This window comes from Mameliella sp. AT18, from assembly GCF_028807275.1.
Taxonomy (GTDB): Bacteria; Pseudomonadota; Alphaproteobacteria; order Rhodobacterales; family Rhodobacteraceae; genus Antarctobacter; species Antarctobacter albus.
Genome location: NZ_JARAMO010000307.1, coordinates 1 through 20,498 on the forward strand (window position 1 = coordinate 1; position 20,498 = coordinate 20,498).

The following is a 20,498-nucleotide window of genomic DNA, read 5'->3' on the forward strand; positions in this document are numbered from 1 at the left end:
GGGGCCGTCGGGCTGCGGCAAGACGACGATCATGCGGATGGTCGCCGGGTTTCTCGACCCGACCTCCGGGGATATCCGGATCAAGGGCAAATCGGTTCTGGACACGCCGCCGAACAAGCGTCCGGTGAACATGGTGTTCCAGCACCTGGCCCTGTTCCCCATGATGACCATCGCAGAAAACATCGGCTACGGGCTGCGGCGCCAGAAGATGCCCAGGGACCAGATCGCCCGCAAGGTGGACGAGGCGTTGGACCGCATCGGCCTGCCGGGGATCGGCGGGCGCAAGGTCGATGAGCTTTCGGGCGGTCAGAAACAGCGCGTCGCCATCGCCCGCTGCATGGTGTTGGAGCCGGACGTTCTGCTGCTGGACGAGCCGCTGGGCGCGCTGGACCTGAAACTTCGCGAACATATGAAGGTCGAGCTGAAGGCGCTGCAGGCGGCCTTTGACACCACCTTTGTCTACATCACCCACGACCAGTCCGAGGCGCTGGTCATGTCCGACCAGATCGCCGTCATGAATTCCGGGCGGTTCGAGCAGGTCGGCACCGGGCAGGATCTGTATTACCGCCCCGACACGCCTTTTGTCGCCGGGTTCATCGGGGAATCGAACCGCTGGAAGGGCCGCATCGACCGCGTCGAGGGCGAGGCCCTGCAGATGCGCACCGACAGCGGCCTGGCCATGCGGGCAACGGCTGCGGGTCCCTTGGCCGCCGGTGACACCGCAGAAATCTTTGTCCGCCCCGAATCCATCCGCCTGGCCGCCAGCGCCGAGGCGCTCTCCGGTTTCGACAACCAGCTGCAGGGCAAGGTGACAAGCATCCTGTTCAACGGCGCGGCCTCGCGCGTGTTGGTTCAGGACGATGCGGGCGAAACGCTGGAAGTTACCCTGCCCCAATCCGGCGAATTCGCCGCGCTGAAACGGGGGGATGCGGTGCACATCGGCTGGGGCGCGGCGCAAGCGACCTGTTTCAAGGGGGCGGCCTGATGCGCGCGCATACCCGGATCGGTTTCATCCTGCTGCTGACACCCCTGGTGCTGTGGCTGGGCCTGCTGATCATCATTCCGCATATCGACATGTTCCTCATCTCGATCCGCGAACGCATCAGCTTTGGCGTCTACGAAACCAGCCTTGCGCAATACGAAAAGGCCCTGACGGAACCGCTCTACCTGCGGACCTTCTGGCGCACGGCGGTGATGTCGGTGCTGGCCACGGCCATCACGCTGGTGATCGCCTTTCCGGTCTCCTACTACATCGCCAAGATGGCCAAGGGGCGCCTGCAACAGGTGCTGTTCATGCTGTGCCTCATTCCCTTCTACGTTTCGGAGCTGGTGCGGACATTCGGCTGGATGATCCTGCTGCGCGAAACCGGGCTGGTGTCGAGCCTGCTGCAATGGGCGGGTCTGGCCGATCAGCCGGTCGAGATGCTGTACAACGACGCCGCCATGATGGTGGGGCTTGTCTATACCTCGATGCTGTTCATGGTGGTGCCGCTGGTCACGACATTGGAAAGCCTCGACGACAGCGTGATCGAGGCCGGTTATGACCTTGGCGGCAGCGGACTGTCGGTGCTGCGCGAAATCATCATCCCCCACGCCATGCCAGGCATCGTCTCGGGCTGTATCGTCGTCTTCATGCTGTCCCTGGGCAACTACCTGACGCCGACGATGCTGGGCGGCAAGGACAGCCTCTGGTTCACCGAGATGATCTACAACCAGTTCATCGTGCGCTCGAATTGGGAGCTGGGCGCCGCCTTCGGCTTCATGCTGCTGGTGCTGTCCTCGGTGATCGTCTGGGGGATGCTGCGCCTGACCGGCCGCACCCTGCAGGAAACGATGGGATAAGCCGATGATCCCCACGATCCCCCAATCCCGCGGCTTTCGCCTGATCTACGGCAGCTACGTACTGCTGTTCTTCCTCTACCTTGCGCTGCCGCTGACCGTTGTCGCGGTCTTCGCCTTCAACGACAGCCAGTTCCCCTCGCTTCCCTGGGAAGGGTTCACCTGGAATTGGTTCTTTGGCGAGGACCGCCCGCAGATCGGCGTGTTCCACGAACGCGGTATCCTGCGGGCCGTGGGCACCTCGGCCTTTGTCGCCGCCTGCGTCGCTCTGCTGTCGGTCTGTGTCGGCACCACAAATGCCTTTTTGTTCAACCGCTATGACTTTCGGGGCAAGGGGCTGCTTTACGTTCTGATGCTGTTGCCGCTGGTCATTCCCGGCATCGTGCTGGGCATTTCCATCCTCGTCTTTTCGTCGACCCTGGCGAATGGCATCTGGGACCTGGCACAGATGGATATCCAGGCGCTGCGGCCCGGCTTGTTACTGGTGATCCTTGGGCAATTCAGCTTCATCACCACCATTGCCACGCTGGTCATCACCGCGCGCTTGCAAAAATTCGACCGCACTCTGGAAGAGGCGGCGCTGAATCTGGGGGCCACGCGGCTGGTGGCGGTGCGGACGATCACCATTCCCTTCCTGATGCCGGCAATGATCGGCGCGGTGGTCGTGGCCTTCCTCATGAGCTTCGAGAATTTCAACACCACACTGATGCTGGTCGGCTCTGACGCGCCACTGACCATCGCCATGTTCGACCGCCTGAAAGAGGGATCGACGCCGTTGCTGAACGCGGTGTCCCTGCTGCTGATGCTGGGCTCGTCGCTGCTGGCGCTGGTGGTGATCCTGTTCCAGCGCCGCTGAGTGCCCCTAGGATACGGCGGGCAGGCAGACCCTTCGCCCGCTGGTCGTGGTCTCGACCGTGATCGGCATGTCGTAGACAGCACTCAGTCGCGGGCCGTCCAGAATGTCCGAGGCCGCGCCCTGAGCCAGGATACCACCCCGGTGCATCAGCACGACCCGGGCATCCAGCGCAAAGGCCTGGTCGGGGTCATGAGTCGACAGGACGACACTGCGCCCGTCCTCTACCGCGCCTGACACCAGCGCGGCGATCCGCGACAGGACCTGCGCCTGGTTGCCGAAATCGAGGCTGGCGGTGGGTTCATCCATGACGATCAGCGGCGCCTCCTGCGCCAGGGCGCGGGCGATCAGGACCAACTGGCGCTGCCCGCCGGACAGTTGCGCATAGTTGCGCCCCGCCAGGTCGGCAATCCCAAGGTGATCCATCGCATCCAGCGCCGTCGCCCTGTCGGTCCGGCCCGGCTGGCCAAAGGCGCCCAGACGCGCGGTGCGGCCCATCAGGACCACCTCCAACGCCTCAAAGGGAAAGGGGGGTGCGTGGGCCTGCGGCACGTAGGCGATACGGCGGGCGATCTCGGCCCGGGTCCGGGTCGAGATCGGTCGGTCTCCCAGGAAAACCTGCCCGGCAAGCGGTGGCAGCAGGCCCATCAGGGTCCGGAACAACGTGGTCTTGCCGCACCCGTTCGGGCCCAGCAGGCACAGAACCTCGCCCGGCGCCACGCTGAGCGTCAGACCGCGACCGACAAGGGTCTTGCCGTGACCGATGGAGAGGTTGCGGGCCTCCAGCATCATGCCCATCCCCGGCGTCCGCGGGACAGAAGCACCACGAAGAAGGGCGCGCCGATCACCGCCGTCAGGATGCCCAGCGGCACCTCGACCGGGGCGATGGTTCGCGCCAGCGTGTCCACCGCCAACAGGTAGGCCGCCCCGATCAGGGCCGAAACCGGCAACAGCCGTCCGAAGCCCGGCCCGACCAGCATCCGCGCCACATGCGGGATCACCAGCCCGACCCAGCCGACGACACCGGCCAGCGCGGTCACGCTGGCGGTGACCAGCGTCGCGGCGGCGATCACCAGGAACCGGGTGCGCCCGGCCTCGACCCCCAGGGTGCGGGCTTCTTCGTCGCCCATCGACAGCACGTTGATCCGCCAGCGCAACAGGGCCAGGGGTACAAGCCCGGCAAGTACGGCGGGCAAGGCAGGCAGGATGTCGGCAGAGGTGACAGAGGCCAAGGACCCAAGCAGCCAGAAGGTGATCGCCGGGAGCTGATCGTAGGGATCGGCCAGCACCTTGAGCAGCGAAGTTGCCGCCCCGGCCAGCGCCCCGATCACCACCCCCACAAGGACCAGCGTCAACGTCCGGTCCGCGCCCCTCACCGCTGCCGCGACCAGCGTCACCACACCCACTGCGGCCATGCCCCCGACAAAGGCAGAGGCCTGGATTGCCGCCACCGGCAGGGACAGGAAAATCCCCGCCACGGCCCCCAGTCCCGCGCCCGCCGATACGCCCAGGATGTCCGGCGAGACCAGCGGATTGCGAAACAGCGCCTGGTAGCTGGCCCCGGCGGCGGCCAGCGCCGCGCCCACCAGCAGGGCGGCGGCGACGCGCGGCAGGCGGATGTTCCATATCACGATTGTCGCCTGCGGATCGCCCTGCCCGACAAGCGTCCGCAGGACATCGCCCGGTGACAGACCGAAAGGCCCCACCATCACGGCCCCGAAAGCCATGAGCACCAACGCAAGCGCCAGCAGCAGGGGCAGCGCGGGCCGGATCACTCTGGCGGACGCTCTTTGGCCCACTCCAGCAGGCGGTCAAGCGCGTCATCGGAGAGGTCGACGTGATACCATTGCGCGTAGAACTCCCGCGCCTCCTCGCGCAGGTCTCCCTGCCAGCGATCAGGATACATCAGCCCCGCCATCCAGGTGAGCCCCATCATCCGGTTCAGCGAAGGCGGGCGGTCGATCCAGCCAAAGGGGGCCGTGGGCGACAGGTAGACACGCCGCTGTTGCACTGCATCGACCCCCTGCCACAGGGGATCGTCCCAGACCCGGTCAAAGAAGGTGCGGTCCCAGGTCACTACCAGGTCGGGGTTGGCGACGATGACCTGCTCCATCGAGGCCCGGACCAGCCCGCGCGTCGTACCGCCGTCATCGGCCACGTTGCGCCCGCCCGCGCGTTCGATGATCTCGGTGTTGATCGAACCTTTCATGCCGGTTTCCAGCCCATCCGGCCCACGCGCCAGGTAGACGCGGGGGCGCGCCTTCTCCGGCACCTCATCCAGCAGCGCATCGATGCTGGCAAAGCGCGCCTCGGCATCTGCCGCCAGCGCCTTGCCCCGGTCAGGCACCCCCAGCGCCTCGCCCAGGATGCGCAGGGCCTCCGGCGTGTTCTCGAACCTGCCGTCGATCAGAAGATAGGGAATGCCCGTCTGCGCCTGCACCCGGTCCGCCAGGTCGATGTAAGTATCGCGGACAGAGCCGAAATCGACGATCAGGTCCGGCTTGATTTCCAGCACGCGTTCCAGGTTGGCCTCGCCCCCGCGCCCGGTCAGACGCCCGGTTTCGGGCAGGTCGCGGTAGGGTTCGGCGATATAGTCGCGCTCTTCGGCCCGCAACGCCCGCGGCCAGCCGGCCAGGGCCTCGGGTTTCAGCACGTAGACCAGGACAGAGGCGGGCGGCCCGGCGGCAAAGACGGTGGTCACATCGTCGGGCACCTCGACCACGCGGCCCGCGCTGTCGGTGATGGTGCGCGCGGCAAGCGGAGTGGCCAGCAGCGCGAGGAACAGGAACAGAAATCGCAAAATGCCCTCCTTGGTAGAGCGTGATCGTCAAATGTCGCCCGGCTTTGGCGGCGCCTTGGGCGTGAACAGGCAGCGGTCCGGCTTGAGGTCGATCAGTGGCGTGCCATCGACGCAATCCAGCCCGCGCACGATGAGGTCCGCCCCTTTGATCCGCAACAGTTTCACCATCGACGTACCGATGGGATTGGGCCGCACCGGAGAGCGCAGGGCGAAAGTGCCAAAGACCTGCCCATCCCTCTTCGGGCTCTGGGTCAGCAGGTCACGCCGCGCCAAACCCAGCCAGTAGAGAACCTCGACGCTGGCATAGGCATCGAGCCCCGCAAGCGCGGGCTGCCATTCCGGGTTCAGGCGGATGCGACACTCCGGCCCGTCCAGTTGCCCCTGTCGCGGGCAGGCATCGCGATCGGGCCAGGGCGTGTGGATCTTGCCGATGAAGCGCAGCGCGGCGTCCCCCGCCGGGCCGAGATCAAGCGCGCGCTCTCCTGCGCGAAGGGTGGTGTCCGTCATGCCGCGCCCTTTCCGTCGGCGCGACTGTCCGACAGGGCGGTGCAGAGATCAAACCTGCCCGCGCCGGGCGGGACCGCGGTCATATCTGCGCAACGGCCCGGACAACCACCTCGTCCAGCCCGTCACCGCCCTGGGCAACATGGCTGCGCAACTGGTCGCGCATACGCGGCTCCCAGAAGTCCGAGATATGCGCCGCGACCCGTGCGGGGGCATCCTCGTTTGGCTGGGTCTTGAAGAAAGTGGCGATCTGGTTCGCCATGCGGATCATCTTGTCAGGCGACATGCGGTGCCTCGTCGGTGATGCGGTGAGGATGGGAATAGATGTCGAAACCGCCGCTCCGGGCAAAGGCGGCCAGGGTGATGCCCGCCTCTTGCGCCAGGCGCACGGCGGCGCCGGTGGGGGCGGACACTGCAACAAGGACCGGGATACCGGCCAGGGCACATTTCTGGACCAGCTCGATCGACAGCCGAGAGGTCATGACAGCCGCGCCCTGCGACGCGTCGAGACCCTCATGCGCCAGCGCGCCGATGAGCTTGTCCAGCGCGTTGTGCCGGCCCACGTCCTCGCGCGCCATGAAAACGCTGCGCCCCGAGGTCATGAAACCCGCCGCATGGGTGGCGCGTGTCATGTCGTGCAGGCGCTGGTGGCGCCGAAGCGCGTCCGTGGCGCGGGCGACCTCGGCCACCTTCAGCCGCAGGTCGGAGGTCACGCGCGGGACATGACGCACCGCCTGGTCCAGGCTGTCGATCCCGCACAGGCCACAGCCCACCGGCCCGGCCATAAAGCGCCGGCGCTCGGACAGGGCCTTGGCACAACCGTCTTCCAGCAGAAAACGCGCCTCGATGCCCTGCGCATGTTCGACAATCTCGAAGTCGTCGACCTGCGAGGGGTCGGTGACGATGCCCTCTGTCAGGGCAAAGCCAAGGGCGAAATCCGCCAGGTCAGCGGGACTGGCCATCATGACCGCCTGCGTGGTGCCATTGAAGACCAGCGCCACCGGCACCTCTTCGGGCAGGGTACGATGGATCGCCAGCGTGCCCTCGGACTGGTGCGACCGGCCCGAGGCGCTGACGGTTGCGGCGCGCGCGTTCATTCCGCTGCCGGTAGGATACGGCGCGACCGTTCGGCCTGTGCGGCGTAGTCCTCCTGCCAGTCGGTCGGCCCGTTCGAGGGCGCGACCTGCACCGCCGTCACCTTGTATTCCGGGCAGTTCGTGGCCCAGTCGGAGTAATCCGTCGTGATGACGTTGGCCTGGGTATCCGGGTGGTGGAAGGTGGTGTAGACCACGCCGGGGCTGACTCGATCCGTCACCTGCGCCCTCAGCGTCGTTTCACCCGACCGCGAGGCCAGCCGCACCCAGTCGCCATCGTTTAGGCCGCGGTTCTCGGCGTCATGCGGGTGGATTTCCAGAACGTCGGCCTCGTGCCAGACCACGTTTTCCGTGCGCCGGGTCTGCGCGCCCACATTGTATTGGGACAGGATGCGCCCGGTGGTCAGCAAGAGCGGGAAACGCGGGCCGGTCTTTTCGTCGGTGGCGACGTATTCGGTGACGATGAACCGCCCCTTGCCGCGCACGAACTCATCGACATGCATCAGCGGCGTGCCTTCGGGATGTGCCTCGTTGCAGGGCCATTGCACAGATCCCTTTTCCTCCAGCAGGGCATAATCCACCCCAGCGAAAGAGGGTGTCGTGGCGGCGATTTCCTCCATGATCTGGCTGGGATGGGTATAGGACCAGCCCGCCCCCATTGCATTGGCCAGCAGTTGCGTCACCTCCCAGTCGGCGTAGCCGTTCTTGGGCGCCATGACACGGCGCACGCGGTTGATGCGGCGTTCGGCATTGGTAAAGGTGCCGTCCTTTTCCAGGAAGGTCGAGCCGGGCAGGAAGACATGGGCATAATTCGCGGTCTCGTTCAGGAAGAGGTCATGCACGATGACGCATTCCATCGCCGCAAGCCCCGCCGCGACATGTTTCGTGTCCGGATCCGATTGCAGGATGTCCTCGCCCTGGCAGTAGAGCCCCTTGAAGGTGCCCTCGACCGCCGCGTCCAGCATGTTGGGAATGCGCAATCCCGGTTCCGGGTCGATCTCGACACCCCAGGTGGTTTCGAAAATTTCCCGCACCTCAGGCAGTTTCACATGGCGGTAGCCCGGCAGTTCATGCGGGAAGGACCCCATGTCGCAAGACCCCTGCACGTTGTTCTGGCCGCGCAACGGGTTCACGCCGACGCCGGGCCGCCCGACGTTGCCGGTCAGCATGGCAAGGTTGGCGATCCCCATGACGGTGGTCGACCCCTGGCTGTGCTCGGTCACGCCAAGGCCATAGTAGATCGCGCCGTTGCCGCCCCGGGCAAAGGTCCGTGCGGCGGCCCGCAGCTCCTGCGCGTCGACGCCGGTCAGCAGGGCGGTCGCCTCGGGCGAGTGGCGCGGATCGCTGACGAATTCTGCATAGACCTGGAATTCGTCCCAGTCGCAGCGGGTGCGGATGAACGCCTCGTCCATCAGTCCCTCGGTCACGATCACATGTGCCAGCGCCGTGACCACGGCGACATTGGTGCCGGGCTTCAGCGCCAGATGATGCGCGGCCTCTATATGGGCGGATTTCACCAGGTCGATGCGACGCGGGTCGATGACGATCAGCTTGGCCCCGGCCCGCAGGCGCTTTTTCAGGCGGCTGGCAAAAACCGGGTGGCCATCGGTGGGGTTGGCACCGATGACGATGACCACGTCGGTCTGTTCGACACTGTCGAAATCCTGCGTGCCGGCGCTGGTGCCGAAGGTCTGGCCAAGGCCATATCCAGTGGGCGAATGGCAGACGCGGGCGCAGGTGTCGGTATTGTTGTTGCCAAAGACCGCGCGGGTCAGTTTCTGCACGAGGTAGGTTTCCTCGTTGGTGCAGCGGCTGGAAGTGATTACACCGATGCTCTTCTTGCCGTGCTTTGCCTGCAGGGCGCGCATGCGGCCCGCGGCAATGCCCAGTGCCTCGTCCCAGCTGACCTCGCGCCAGGGCTCGTCGATCGAGTCGCGGATCATCGGGTTCAGGATGCGGTCCTTGTGGTTGGCATAGCCATAGGCAAAGCGTCCCTTGACGCAGCTGTGGCCGCGGTTTGCCTTGCCGTGCTTGTAGGGCACCATGCGGACCAGCTCGTCGCCCTGCATTTCCGCCTTGAAGGAACAGCCGACGCCGCAATAGGCGCAGGTGGTCACAACAGACCGGTCCGGCGTGCCCATCTCGATCACGGATTTTTCCTGCAGGGTCGCGGTGGGGCAGGCTTGCACGCAGGCACCGCAGGACACGCAGTCTGAGGCCAGGAAATCGTCCCCGACGCCGCCCGCCGACACGCGGCTGTCGAACCCGCGCCCCGAGATCGTCAGCGCGAAGGTGCCCTGCACCTCTTCGCAGGCACGGACGCAGCGGTTGCAGACGATGCACTTGGAGGGGTCGTAGGTGAAATAGGGGTTGCTGTCGTCCTTGGGCAGCCATTCGGGGTTGGCCTCGCCGGATGTGTTGCGGGCCTCGAAATGGTTGGCCAGCCCGCCCTGGTCCGGCGCCTTGTAACGCACGTCGCGCAGACCGACGGCCCCGGCCATGTCCTGCAACTCGCAATCGCCGTTGGCCGCACAGGTCAGGCAGTCCAGCGGGTGATCCGAAATATAGAGCTCCATCACGCCCTTGCGGATCTTGCGCACCTTCTGCGACTGCGTGTCCACGACCATGCCCGGCGCCACTGGCGTCGTGCAGGAAGCGGGGGTGCCGCGACGGCCCTCGATCTCGACCGCGCAAAGACGGCAGGAACCGAACGCCTCGAGGTTGTCCGAAGCGCAGAGCTTGGGCACCGAGATGCCGATCTCGGCGGCGGCGCGCATGACACTGGTGCCTTCAGGGACGGTGACTTCGAAGCCGTCGATGGTCAGGGTGACGGGCGCGCCCTGGCGGGCGGGGGTGCCCATTTCACGGTCGTCGGTTGGCAGGATGAAATCCTTCATTCGGCGGCCTCCTTCTGGCGGGCGAAATCATCGGGGAAATGGGTGACGGCGGACATGACCGGGAACGGCGTGAAGCCCCCCAGTGCGCAAAGCGACCCGTCCGTCATCGTCTCGCAGAGGTCGGTCAATAAGGGCAGCGCGGCGGCGTCGCCCTCTGCGATCCGGTCCAGCGTCTCGACACCGCGGACGGCGCCGATCCGGCAGGGCGTGCACTTGCCACAGCTTTCCACGGCGCAGAACTCCATCGCGAAGCGCGCCATGCCCAGCATGTCGGTCCGGTCGTCGAAGACCGTCAGGCCCGCGTGGCCGATCAACCCGCCCGCCTGGTCGAATTCCTCGTAGCCCAGCGGCGTGTCGAATTTCGACACCGGCATGTAGGCCCCCAGGGGCCCGCCCACCTGCACCGCCTTGACCGGGCGGCCAGAGACCGTGCCGCCGCCGAGGTCATTGACCACCTCGCCCAGCGAGATGCCAAAGGCGGTTTCGAACAACCCGCCACGGGCCACGTTGCCCGCGATCTGCAGGGTCACGGTGCCGCGCGACCGGCCAAGGCCGAAGTCCGCGTAATGCTGTGCGCCCTTCTCGAAAATCACCGGCACGGTCGCCAGGCTGATGACGTTGTTCACCACCGTCGGACGACCCAGGAAGCCCTCCAGCGCCGGCAAAGGCGGCTTGGCCCGCACCACGCCGCGCTTGCCTTCGAGCGAGTTGAGCAAGGAGGTTTCCTCACCGCAGACATAGGCGCCCGCGCCCTTGCGAATCTCCATGTCGAAGGCTCGGCCAGACCCCAGGATGTCATTGCCCAACACGCCCGCGGCGCGGGCCAGTTCCACCGCGCGCGTCATGACGGCGATGGCATCCGGATACTCGGACCGCAAGTAGACGTAGCCCCTGGTCGCACCAACACCCAGCCCCGCGATGGCCATGCCCTCGATCAGGGTAAAGGGGTCGCCTTCCATCACCATGCGGTCGGCGAAGGTGCCGCTGTCGCCCTCGTCGGCGTTGCAGACGATGTATTTCTGCGGCGCTTCGGCGTCATGCACGGTCTGCCACTTGATGCCGGTCGGGAAACCCGCCCCACCGCGACCGCGCAGGCCGGAGGTCTTGACCTCGTCGACGATCTGCTGGGCCGAGAGGTCGAGCGCGACGCGCAGCCCCTTTAGCCCGCCGTGCGCCTCGTAGTCATCCAACGACAGAGGATCGATCACGCCGACGCGGGCAAAGGTCAGGCGGGTCTGGCGCTTCATCCACTCCAGATCCTCGACAGGGCCAAGCGCCTTGGCACTGGTGCCGTCGAGGATCGCGGCCGCATCGGACGGTTCTGCCGGGCCAAACCCGTGGCGTACCCCGTCGATTTCCACCTCGACCAGGGGTTCCAGCCAGATCATCCCGCGCGTGCCAGTGCGGATGATGTCCGCATCAGGTGCTTCCGCGCGCAAGGCCGCAACCACATCCTCGGCCCCAAGCGCCTTGGCGGCGCTGTCCATCGGAACGTAGATCTTCATGCGCCCGCCTCCGCCAGCAGTGTGTCCAGCTTGGCCGCGTCGATGCGGCCGACCACACGGTCATCCACCATTGCCGCTGGCGCACAGGCACACAGGCCCAGGCAGTAGACCGGCTCGATCGTGACCGCGCCGTTCGGTGTCGTCCCGTGCCAGTCCAGTCCCAGTTTCGACAGCAGGCTCTCGGCCAGCTCGCTCCCACCTACGGATTGGCAGGCCTCGGCACGGCAGATCTTCAGAACATGGCGGCCTGCCGGAGCTTCGCGGAAGTCATGGTAAAAGCTGATGACCCCGTACAGTTCCGCCCGGGTGATGTTCAGCGCGTCGCAGATCGGCGCGTGCGCCTCGGCCGGAATATGACCAAAGCTGTCCTGGATGGCGTGCAACATAGGCAGCAACGGCCCTTCCAGAGACCGGTGTGTGTCGATGATGAGTTTCAGCTCGGCTGCGTCGAAATCGGCGCTGGCAGGCATGTCGTGGTCCTCCTGAATTGGCGCCAACTGGCACGTTCGGAGGGGGTCCCTTCAATAACGCTGTTCCGTCAGTCGATAGGAATTTTCGATCAAATCGGGGGCAGCTTGCGCGCCTCTTTCAATAGCGCCTCCAGAACCGGCGTGCGCGGATCCCGGTGAGGCAGGATCAAACCAACCTTGTGATAACGCCCTGCCCCCTGCAGCGGGACCAATGCAATCTCTTTGCCCGCGGCAAGGAAGCGCGCGAGATCTCCGGGGAGAACCGTGACGCATTGCGCCTGGATCACGCTGGCAACCAGCGCGATGACCGAGTTCGATTCGATGCAGGTACTGGGCCTGACGCCGTTCTTGATGAACAGGCGATTGATGATCCTCCGGTTCTGCATGTCGGGAGTCAGAAGCGCCAGTTGCACGCCGCTGAGAGCCGACCAGTCGACGCTGTCCCGCCCGGCGAATTCAGACGACTTTGCGCAGACGAGCATGTAGCTTTCTTCGTACAGTTCGGCTGTATCGACCCGCCCCAGCGGCTCGTTGTCGAGATAGGAGATCCCGGCGTCCGCCTCGAAATCATCCATCAGTTGCAGGATCTCGCGCGAGTTGCGGGACAGGATTCGGAAACGGACATTGGGATGGCGGGCCGCGAAAACCGTGCAGAGGTGCCCGGCCCAGGACTGGGCCGTGGGGATCACGGCAAGCCGCACCTCACCCGCGAGCCCCGTCCGGCTCATCCGCATCTCGTCACGCAGCTGGCGGGCATCGCCGGTGATCCGCTTGGCCCATGTCAGCGCGGTCTGGCCTTCCGGGGTCAGACCCCCGAATCGGGAACCGCGATAGACCAGCTGAACGCCAAGCTGCTCTTCAAGCTGCTTGATCCCGGCCGACAATGTGGGTTGCGCAATGTTCATGCGCTCTGCGGCCCGCCCGAAATGGCCCTCACGGGCAAGGGCGATGAACATTTCCAACTTGTCGAGCATGATCCCGCTTTCCTATTGCAGACCACGCTTTCGATCCCGAATTCCGATGGAAATGTCCAGAGGCACGGCTCAAGCCTTCGGCTGGCCACCCCTTGCCTTGGCCGCTTCGATCAGGATGCGCGCCATCTTTTCGGCGGTACGGGCCGCCTCGGGCATGTTGCGGACATGCGCCGTGGCAATGGCCCCTTCCTTGAGAAGGGCTAGCTGTTCGGCCAGATCTTCCGGATCGGGCAGCCCGGCGTCGCGGCACAGCTCTGACAGGTAGTCGACGATCCGCCGCTTGTGCTCAGCCGCCAGACGGTGCGCCGGATGGGCCTGGTCCCCAAACTCGCCCGCCGCATTGATGAAGGCGCACCCCGAAAATCCCAACCCCTTGAACGCCTTCCCCAGGAACCATGTTTCCAGCGCCGGGAACATGGATAGCAGCCGTTCTTCGGGATCAGTCGAAGACTTCTCCATCTCGGCCATAAGCCAGTTGCGAAACCTTTCGTCGCGCAATTGCAAGGCGGCCAGGATCAGTTCGTCCTTTGAACGGAAGTGCTTGTAGAGGGTCATCTTGGCCACGCCCGATTCGGCCAGGATCCGGTCGATACCGGTCGCGTTGAAGCCGTGGATGTAGAAAAGTTTCAGTGCAGTTTCGACAAGGTCGTCACGACGCGACTTCAAGACCTTCCCTCCTGTTATCAGACAGTTCTGTATACTTATCCCGTTTTTTCAGCGACCTTTCAATGCGAAAGCGTGATCGCAGCTTTTCACAGCGTGGTGATAGGGGTTTGACAAATATACAGACCTGTCTGTTTTATAAGGGGCGCACAAAGCGCGTTCACATGAACCACACCAAGAGAGATCCCATGACCCGCATTCCCCTTCCGGCCACCATTGACGACGCCCCCATCGCCTCGCGTCCGCTGCTCGAGGCGGTCAAGACCTCGCTCGGCTCGGTACCCAACCTCTTTCGCCTGACAGCCAACAGCCCCGCCGCCCTGGGCGGCTACCTCGAACTGAGCGGCGCCTTGTCGAAAGGCGACCTGCCCGCCGCAACGCGCGAACGCATAGCCCTGGCCGTCGCGCAGGTGAACGGCTGCGACTATTGCCTGTCGGCCCACGCCTTCATCGGCAAGAACATGGCCAAGCTGGACGACGCCGAGATCGCGGCCAACCGGCGCGGCGGTTCGACCGACCCCAAGGCAGATGCCGCCGTCCGCTTTGCCGTGTCGCTGGTCAAGGCGCGCGGCAACGTGACCGAGGCCGAGGTCTCGGCGGTCAAACTGGCCGGCTACAGCGATGCCCAGATCGTCGAGATCGTGGCCCATGTCGCGCTGAACACGCTGACCAACTACCTCAACGAGGCCTTCGGAACCCCGATCGACTTTCCGGTCGTAAGCTCTGACGCCGCCTGATCCCCCAGGTCCCCCCAGGGCGTCCCGGCACACTCCCTGTCCCTTCTCCCCCGCCGGGGCGCCCGCCTTTGCCCGAGGAACCCAAGATGACCCGACCGCCGATCCCCCCTTTCGACAGTGAAACCGCCGCGCAGAAGGTCCGCATGGCCGAGGACGCCTGGAACAGGCGACAGCCCGAAAAGGTCGCGCTGGCCTATACGCCTGACAGCCAATGGCGCAACCGGGCCGAACGTTTCGCAGGCCGCGACAACATCGTCGACTTCCTCACGCGCAAATGGACGCGCGAGCATGACTATCGCCTGATCAAGGAGCTCTGGGCCCATGAGGGCAATCGGATCGCCGTGCGCTTTGCCTATGAATACCGCGACGACAGCGGCGCGTGGTTCCGCGCCTACGGCAACGAGAACTGGGAGTTCGCACCCGACGGCCGGATGCAGCGCCGCATTGCCTCGATCAATGATCTGCCCATCCGCGAGGACGAACGCCTGATGCACTGGCCGCAGGGCCCGCGCCCGCAGGATCACCCCGGCCTGACCGACCTCGGACTATAAGGAGAGAAATCATGGCCAATGCCTATGCCCGGATCGCCTTTACGCCCACCGTGCGCGCCGAACAGCACCAGCACGGATCGGCAGAGATCTACGCGCGCGTCCTCTCGCCCGAGCGGACCGATGGCGCCGAACTGACCGAACGCGAAGCCGCCTTCATCCAGGCCCGCGACGGCGTGTTCCAGGCGACAGTGTCCGAGACCGGATGGCCCTATGTCCAGTTTCGTGGCGGCACGCCCGGATTTCTCAAGGTGATCGACCCGCAGACCATCGCCTATGCGGATTACAGCGGGAACAAGCAGTACATCAGCACCGGCAACCTGCGCCGGAATGATCGCATCTCGATCCTTGCGGTAGATTTCGCACGGCGCAAGCGGCTCAAGCTGCTGGGGAATGCCCAGATCACCGAGGATCCGTCGGTGATTTCCCATCTGAACGGTCCGGATGCGCCGGTTGCAGAACGCGCCATCGTGATCCGCGTGGCCGCCTTTGACTGGAACTGCCCGCAACACATCCCGGTGCGTCGCACCGATGCCGAATACGGCGAGGAAATCCGCCGGTTGCGCAAGCGCATCGCCGAACTGGAACAACAGCGTTTCGCCGGGGTCTGACCCGGCCCCGACACCGCCCCCGGATGCTTTCCGGGGGCGGTTTTCATTTACCTGCAAAGAATTGGAGCCTGCCATGCCCACCGTCACTGCAGCCTTTGTCCACGCCCTCACCGCAGCCGCCAACCTTGCCCTGACCCCGGACGGAGAAATCCTCTCCGGCGGGGTCGTGGTTTATCAGGTTGCCCCCCTCAAGGACGGGCAATTGGACGACCAGAGCTTTTTCGATCTCATCTGCTGGATCGCGCGGCGCCATCCCGACCGCGTCAGCCTGATGGCCGCCTATGCCGAGGCGATCCGAATGGATGACCTCGGCGTTCTGGGCCTCGCGCTCAAGACGGCGCCGACCCTGCGCGCCTCTCTGGTGCGGTTGGAACGCTATTTTCGCCTGCTGACGGATACGGCTGTCTACCGGCTGGACAGCAGCGCAACGCCTGCGCGGCTGGTGCTCGAAGGTCGGACGCCGGATCATCCGGCGCTCACCCTGCGCAACGAATGCGCGCTGGCCGGGTTTGCCCGCAACGCGCGGGACTTCGTCCGCGACGGGCTGCGGCTGGAGTTCGTCACCTTCAGACACAGATGTTCCGATGATCCCGCGCGCTACGAGGCGCATTTCGGCTGCCCCGTCCTCTTTGGCGCCGACCGCGATTCCATCGCCCTCTCGGCGCATTCGCTGGACCTGCCCAATCGACTGGGCGACAAGGCTCTGTCGGATTTCCTGACCAGCCACCTGGACAAGGAGTTGGGTCCGACCGAACCGGAACCGCCACTGCGCGCGGACCTGTGCCGCCGCCTGTCCACAGCGCTCAGCACCGGGATTCCCCGCGCGGCCAGCCTGGCCCGTGACATGGGGATGAGCGAACGGACCTTCTTTCGCCGCCTCTCGGACGAAGGCACCACCTACCGCGACGTGGTTCGCGAGGTACAGATCAAACTTGCACGCGACCTGCTGGAACACAGCGAGTGCAGCATTGCCGAGGTCGCCTTTCTAACCGGCTTCGCCGAGCAAAGCGCCTTTGGCCGCGCCTTCAAACGTTGGGTCGGTCAGGCCCCGGCGCAGTATCGCAATCGCGCTTGCGACGTGCCGCGCCTGCCCCAGGGCGCCGTCATGGCAGGGAGTGCCCAAAGGCTGGCAGGCGGGGCCGATACGGTCGGGGCCGTGGCGGTTTAATCTTCTTTCATCAACAGGATGAGGCGCTGCTCCTCATCACGGACAATCGGGGCCAGCGCCCCGGGCAACGCGAACACGAAAGGCCCAAGACATGGAACTGACCTGCGCCCCGGCCCGCCCGGGATCCGACACACCAAGCTATCGCCGCGCGACCGTCGCACACGCGTCGCAAGGATCGCCCTGGATACGCGGCCTGCGCGAGATGGCCTCGCTGTTGATCGCGGCGGTGGCCGGCGCCCTGGCCACCGGCGTCCTGGCCACGCTCATCATGATGTCCGCCCCGGCCTATGCCAGCGGCACAGCCGAAGGCCATGCCCTCGGCAGTCCGCAACTCATGGCCCGCCTCCCTCGAGAAACCGACGAGGCCGACTGGCGCGCCGCGCGCATCCTGCCCGAGGATCTCCCCGACCTCGCCCCGCTGCCCGGACCGCAGGCCCTGACGCCCCCGCCGGTCTGTACCTGCACCCTGCCGCCCGCGGTGGACTGACCCCATTCCCGGGCGGCCCTAGCTGGCTCCCCGGTCCCCAAGGACAGCGAAAGACACAAGGACCAACGCGGCACGCCAAGCGCCGCGACCGGCACCGCCGTGCGGCGCACCCACTTTCGCGGCCCTGGCAGCGCGATTGCGCTGTCCCCACCCCGCTCTGACCTGAAGGAGAGAGATCATGAAACACGACGACCACGACACCTGCGGCTGCAACGTCACGCCTGAACAGGTGGATACCGCGCGCCGCCGCCTTTTGGCCGGTGCCGCCGCCACCGGGGCCGCTGCCATTGCCGGCTCGGCGGCCCATGCTGCCACCCCGGAGGCGCGCGCGCTCTACGCCGATCCGGCGGACCCCGGCCTGCCGCAGATCGACATGGAGATCACGCCCGGCCGGACCGCACTGGTGGTGACCGACCCGCAGATCGACTTCCTGTCCGAGGACGGCGTGACCTGGGGCGTCGTGGGCGAAAGCGTGACCGAACAGGGCACCGTCGACAATATCGAGCGCCTCTTTGCCGCCGCCAAGGCCGCGGGCATGCCCGTCTTCATCTCGCCCCACTACTACTATCCGCATGACCACAAGTGGCAGTTCGAGGGCACGCTGGAAAAAACCATGCACGCCATCGGCATGTTCGACCGTCGCGACGCGCTTTCTCTGGACGGGTTCGAAGGCTCCGGCGCCGACTGGATGCCGCAGTACAAGAAATACATCGAGGACGGTGAAACCATCGTCTGTTCGCCCCACAAGGTCTACGGCCCGGCACAGAACGACCTGAACCTGCAACTGCGCAAGCGGGGCATAGACAAGGTCATCCTGGCCGGCATGTCGGCCAACCTCTGCACCCAGGCGCATCTCTACGAGCTGCTGGAGCTGGGCTACGAGGTCGCCGTGGTGCGGGACGCCACCGCCGGGGCCAAGGTGCCCGAGGGCGACGGATACCTCGCCGCCATCATCAATTTCCGAATGGTCGCCAACGGCGTCTGGTGGACAGACGACGCTGTGACCCGCATCGCTCGCGGCGCGTAAGCGGCGCAGCACTCCCCCCTGAAAACTCCCTGAAAACAAGGATCAAGACCATGACCAAACTGACCTTTGCTGCCGCCGTCTCCGCATCGCTGATCGCGCTGGCATCGGCCGCCTTTGCCGCCGACGAATACAACGTGTCCAACGGACTGACCCTGACGGGCAACCCTCTGGGCATGCACGGCTTTGACCCGGTGTCGATGTTCAAGGCCGACGCACCGGAAATCGGTGATGCGGAATTCACCTCGGAACACGACGGCGTCGACTACTACTTTGCCAATGCCGAGACCAAGGCCGCCTTCGACGTCGATCCGGCGGCGATGCTGCCCCAGTTCGGCGGGTTCTGCGCCTTCGGCGTCTATGTCGGCAAGAAGCTGGACGGCGACGTGCGCTATGCCGACATTGTCGACGGCAAGCTGTATCTCTTCGTGAACAAGGCGATCTTCGACAAGTACCTCGAAGACCGGGAAACCGTGATCTCCGGCGCCTTTGCCAAGTGGCCCGAAATCATCGAGACCCCGATCGGCGATCTCTGATCCCGGTACTTTTGCGAAAAGGGCGGGCCGCGGGACATGCCTGCGGCCCGATCCCGTCAGGCCTAGCCCTTGACCCCGGCCGAGATCATCACCGCCTCGGTCACGCGTTTCTGGAAAACCAGGTAACCGATGATGACCGGCGCCGCCGCCAGCAGGGCCAGGGCCATCATCCGGGCGTAGGCGACACCGAAACTGTCGTTGACCTGCGTGATGCCGACAGGGATCGTCATCATGTTCTCGCTGGTGGCGATCAGGAAGGGCCAGAAAAAGTTGTTCCAGGCCGAGATGAAGGTGATGATCGCCAGCGCCGCCGTGATGCCCCAGTTGAGCGGCAGGTAGAGCTTGAACAGCAGCGTGAACTCTCCGCCCCCATCCAGCAGCACCGCCTCGCGCATCTCGCGCGGGATGGCGTCAAAGAACTGCTTGTAGACGATCACGACCACCGGAACGATCAGCTGCGGCAGGATGATCCCCCACCAGGTGTTGACCAGGTTCAGGTCGCTCATCAGCACGAATTGCGCGACGTAGAGCGCCGGAACCGGCACCATGAAGCTGGCCACAACCACGAGGTACAGCATCTTGCGCCCGGGAAAGCGCAGCTGCGACAGCGCGTAGGCACACATCATGCCGGTCACCAGTACGATGACGGTGATGATAAGCGAGGTTCCGACCGAGTTGAGATACCACATCGGCAGTTTCGAGTTGGAGAGCACGGAAAGATACGCGGAAAAGTTCAGCTCGTCGATGATCACACCGGCATCCGACACGATACGGTTTTCGCTGCGAAGGGACGTGGTCAGCGCCCAGTAGAGCGGAAAGATCCAGATTGCGGCGGCAATCAGCACGATGCCGGAAAAGGCAAGATCCCTGGCGCGTTTGACGGTCATTTGCGGCCTCCGATGCGCAAGAGCTGGAATTGCAGGACCGAGACGATCACGATGAAGAGGAACAGCACCATCGCGATGGCCGAGGCATAGCCCCCGTTGTTCAGCTGGAACGCCTCTCGGTACATCTGCATCAGGACGACGTAGGACTGGTTGAAGGGACCACCGTTCGACAGCAGGTACACCTGGTCAAAAAGCTTGAGTTGCAGGATCAGTTGCAGTGTCAGGACCAGCGCGGTGATCGGCCAGAGCAGCGGCCAGGTCACCCGCCAGAACCGCTGCCAGGGCGTCGCCCCGTCCAGGGCCGCCGCCTCGTAGAGGTCGGGCGGGATATTGCGCAGACCGGCGATCAGCAGCAGCACGTTGAACCCGTTGGTCCACCAGATCGTGACCACGGCAATCATGGGCATCACCCAGTAGGGGTTCTTGAACACCGGCACAGGCTTGCCCGTTATGGCGGCGATCAGCGGTTGCAGGATGCCGAACTGGAAATCCAGCATCCAGGCCCAGATCATGGTCACGACAGAGACGGGCAGGACATAGGGCAGGAAAAAGAGGGTCAGCACCAGCGCCTGCATCCGCCCCTTCAGCCTGCTCACGGCAAGGGCGATCAGCAGGGCGATCACGGTAGTCGGAACGACCGTCAGCAGCACGAAATAGAGGTTGTTCCAGAGCGAGGTGTAGAACAGCCGGTCGTTCAGCAGCTTGGCGTAGTTGTCCAGGCCGATCCACTGCCCCTCTCCGATCAACGGCGCATCGGTAAAGCTGAGCGCGATCACGCTGAAGGTGGGGTAGAGAAAGAAGACAATGAAGATGAACAGGAATGGCGCGGTCATCAGGAATGACGCCCGCAACTCGCGGCGTCGGCGCTTCGGTATCGACATGAGGGCCTCCCTTTCCGCTC

Annotated in this window: 23 protein-coding genes; 10 read left to right on the forward strand and 13 right to left on the reverse strand. The window is 65.0% G+C overall.

From position 1 onward, the window contains the following. From PVW46_RS25375 to PVW46_RS25385, 3 genes are all read left to right on the forward strand, one after another. Positions 1 to 985 (forward strand): ABC transporter ATP-binding protein (locus tag PVW46_RS25375; RefSeq protein ID WP_274578167.1); only part of this gene is annotated, 985 nt, incomplete at its 5' end. Further along, on the forward strand, positions 985 to 1,842 hold the full coding sequence (locus PVW46_RS25380; RefSeq protein WP_043137018.1) for an ABC transporter permease: 858 nt from the start codon (positions 985 to 987) through the stop codon (positions 1,840 to 1,842). The genes PVW46_RS25375 and PVW46_RS25380, both read left to right, overlap by 1 nt. A 4-nt stretch (positions 1,843 to 1,846) precedes the next feature. Continuing rightward, complete coding sequence (locus PVW46_RS25385) at positions 1,847 to 2,695, forward strand: ABC transporter permease (RefSeq protein ID WP_069210981.1); 849 nt, start codon at positions 1,847 to 1,849, stop codon at positions 2,693 to 2,695. Between the two features lie 6 nt (positions 2,696 to 2,701). On the opposite strand, the gene PVW46_RS25390 is transcribed toward PVW46_RS25385, so the two are convergent. The 11 genes from PVW46_RS25390 to PVW46_RS25440 all read right to left on the reverse strand — a co-directional run bounded on the left by PVW46_RS25390 (position 2,702) and on the right by PVW46_RS25440 (position 13,602). Continuing rightward, complete coding sequence (locus PVW46_RS25390) at positions 2,702 to 3,484, reverse strand: ABC transporter ATP-binding protein (RefSeq protein WP_043137611.1); 783 nt, start codon at positions 3,482 to 3,484, stop codon at positions 2,702 to 2,704. Beyond that, positions 3,481 to 4,419, reverse strand: a complete 939-nt coding sequence (locus PVW46_RS25395) for a FecCD family ABC transporter permease (protein WP_139132397.1) — start codon at positions 4,417 to 4,419, stop codon at positions 3,481 to 3,483. The genes PVW46_RS25390 and PVW46_RS25395 overlap by 4 nt, the downstream gene beginning before the upstream one ends. Before the next feature lie 44 nt (positions 4,420 to 4,463). Continuing rightward, positions 4,464 to 5,492, reverse strand: coding sequence for an iron ABC transporter substrate-binding protein (locus PVW46_RS25400; protein WP_083242454.1), 1,029 nt, complete (start codon positions 5,490 to 5,492; stop codon positions 4,464 to 4,466). Positions 5,493 to 5,519: 27 nt separating this feature from the next. Then, complete coding sequence (gene tsaA / locus PVW46_RS25405) at positions 5,520 to 5,999, reverse strand: tRNA (N6-threonylcarbamoyladenosine(37)-N6)-methyltransferase TrmO (protein WP_069210978.1); 480 nt, start codon at positions 5,997 to 5,999, stop codon at positions 5,520 to 5,522. A 79-nt stretch (positions 6,000 to 6,078) separates the two neighbouring features. After that, positions 6,079 to 6,282, reverse strand: a complete 204-nt coding sequence (locus PVW46_RS25410; protein WP_043137026.1) for a formate dehydrogenase subunit delta — start codon at positions 6,280 to 6,282, stop codon at positions 6,079 to 6,081. Next, on the reverse strand, positions 6,272 to 7,093 hold the full coding sequence (gene fdhD / locus PVW46_RS25415; protein ID WP_069210977.1) for a formate dehydrogenase accessory sulfurtransferase FdhD: 822 nt from the start codon (positions 7,091 to 7,093) through the stop codon (positions 6,272 to 6,274). Before fdhD ends, PVW46_RS25410 begins: the two co-directional genes overlap by 11 nt. Further along, entirely contained in the window at positions 7,090 to 9,987 is a 2,898-nt protein-coding gene (gene fdhF, locus PVW46_RS25420; RefSeq protein WP_069210976.1) for a formate dehydrogenase subunit alpha, read from the reverse strand. Before fdhF ends, fdhD begins: the two co-directional genes overlap by 4 nt. Beyond that, positions 9,984 to 11,492 (reverse strand): formate dehydrogenase beta subunit, encoded by a 1,509-nt coding sequence (locus PVW46_RS25425; RefSeq protein WP_069210975.1) that lies wholly within the window; start codon positions 11,490 to 11,492, stop codon positions 9,984 to 9,986. The genes fdhF and PVW46_RS25425 overlap by 4 nt, the downstream gene beginning before the upstream one ends. Continuing rightward, positions 11,489 to 11,962, reverse strand: coding sequence for a formate dehydrogenase subunit gamma (locus PVW46_RS25430; protein ID WP_069210974.1), 474 nt, complete (start codon positions 11,960 to 11,962; stop codon positions 11,489 to 11,491). Before PVW46_RS25430 ends, PVW46_RS25425 begins: the two co-directional genes overlap by 4 nt. A gap of 89 nt (positions 11,963 to 12,051) precedes the next feature. Continuing rightward, complete coding sequence (locus PVW46_RS25435; protein ID WP_043137034.1) at positions 12,052 to 12,936, reverse strand: LysR family transcriptional regulator; 885 nt, start codon at positions 12,934 to 12,936, stop codon at positions 12,052 to 12,054. Between the two features lie 69 nt (positions 12,937 to 13,005). Next, positions 13,006 to 13,602, reverse strand: a complete 597-nt coding sequence (locus PVW46_RS25440; RefSeq protein WP_069210973.1) for a TetR/AcrR family transcriptional regulator — start codon at positions 13,600 to 13,602, stop codon at positions 13,006 to 13,008. 185 nt (positions 13,603 to 13,787) lie between these two features. Here PVW46_RS25440 and PVW46_RS25445 point away from each other — a divergent pair, with 185 nt between their 5' ends. From PVW46_RS25445 to PVW46_RS25475, 7 genes are all read left to right on the forward strand, one after another. Beyond that, positions 13,788 to 14,336 carry a carboxymuconolactone decarboxylase family protein gene (locus PVW46_RS25445; protein ID WP_069210972.1) on the forward strand — a complete coding sequence of 183 codons (549 nt, stop codon included), beginning with the start codon at positions 13,788 to 13,790 and terminating at the stop codon, positions 14,334 to 14,336. A gap of 86 nt (positions 14,337 to 14,422) precedes the next feature. Next, complete coding sequence (locus tag PVW46_RS25450) at positions 14,423 to 14,887, forward strand: nuclear transport factor 2 family protein (RefSeq protein WP_069210971.1); 465 nt, start codon at positions 14,423 to 14,425, stop codon at positions 14,885 to 14,887. Between the two features lie 11 nt (positions 14,888 to 14,898). Then, positions 14,899 to 15,495 (forward strand): pyridoxamine 5'-phosphate oxidase family protein, encoded by a 597-nt coding sequence (locus PVW46_RS25455; RefSeq protein ID WP_069210970.1) that lies wholly within the window; start codon positions 14,899 to 14,901, stop codon positions 15,493 to 15,495. Between the two features lie 73 nt (positions 15,496 to 15,568). Beyond that, a complete protein-coding gene (locus tag PVW46_RS25460; RefSeq protein WP_069210969.1) occupies positions 15,569 to 16,663 on the forward strand; it encodes an AraC family transcriptional regulator in 1,095 nt (364 codons plus the stop codon). A 91-nt stretch (positions 16,664 to 16,754) separates the two neighbouring features. Next, positions 16,755 to 17,150, forward strand: a complete 396-nt coding sequence (locus tag PVW46_RS25465; RefSeq protein ID WP_043137049.1) for a hypothetical protein — start codon at positions 16,755 to 16,757, stop codon at positions 17,148 to 17,150. A gap of 178 nt (positions 17,151 to 17,328) precedes the next feature. Beyond that, positions 17,329 to 18,177 carry a cysteine hydrolase family protein gene (locus PVW46_RS25470; RefSeq protein WP_083242453.1) on the forward strand — a complete coding sequence of 283 codons (849 nt, stop codon included), beginning with the start codon at positions 17,329 to 17,331 and terminating at the stop codon, positions 18,175 to 18,177. A 50-nt stretch (positions 18,178 to 18,227) separates the two neighbouring features. After that, a complete protein-coding gene (locus PVW46_RS25475; RefSeq protein WP_069210968.1) occupies positions 18,228 to 18,710 on the forward strand; it encodes a YHS domain-containing (seleno)protein in 483 nt (160 codons plus the stop codon). 62 nt (positions 18,711 to 18,772) lie between these two features. Here the strand turns inward: PVW46_RS25475 and PVW46_RS25480 are convergent, their stop codons facing one another. Together PVW46_RS25480 and PVW46_RS25485 are read right to left on the reverse strand one after the other, a co-directional pair. Further along, on the reverse strand, positions 18,773 to 19,597 hold the full coding sequence (locus PVW46_RS25480) for a carbohydrate ABC transporter permease (RefSeq protein WP_069210967.1): 825 nt from the start codon (positions 19,595 to 19,597) through the stop codon (positions 18,773 to 18,775). Beyond that, a complete protein-coding gene (locus PVW46_RS25485; RefSeq protein WP_069210966.1) occupies positions 19,594 to 20,478 on the reverse strand; it encodes a carbohydrate ABC transporter permease in 885 nt (294 codons plus the stop codon). Before PVW46_RS25485 ends, PVW46_RS25480 begins: the two co-directional genes overlap by 4 nt. Between the last annotated feature and the right edge of the window lie 20 nt (positions 20,479 to 20,498).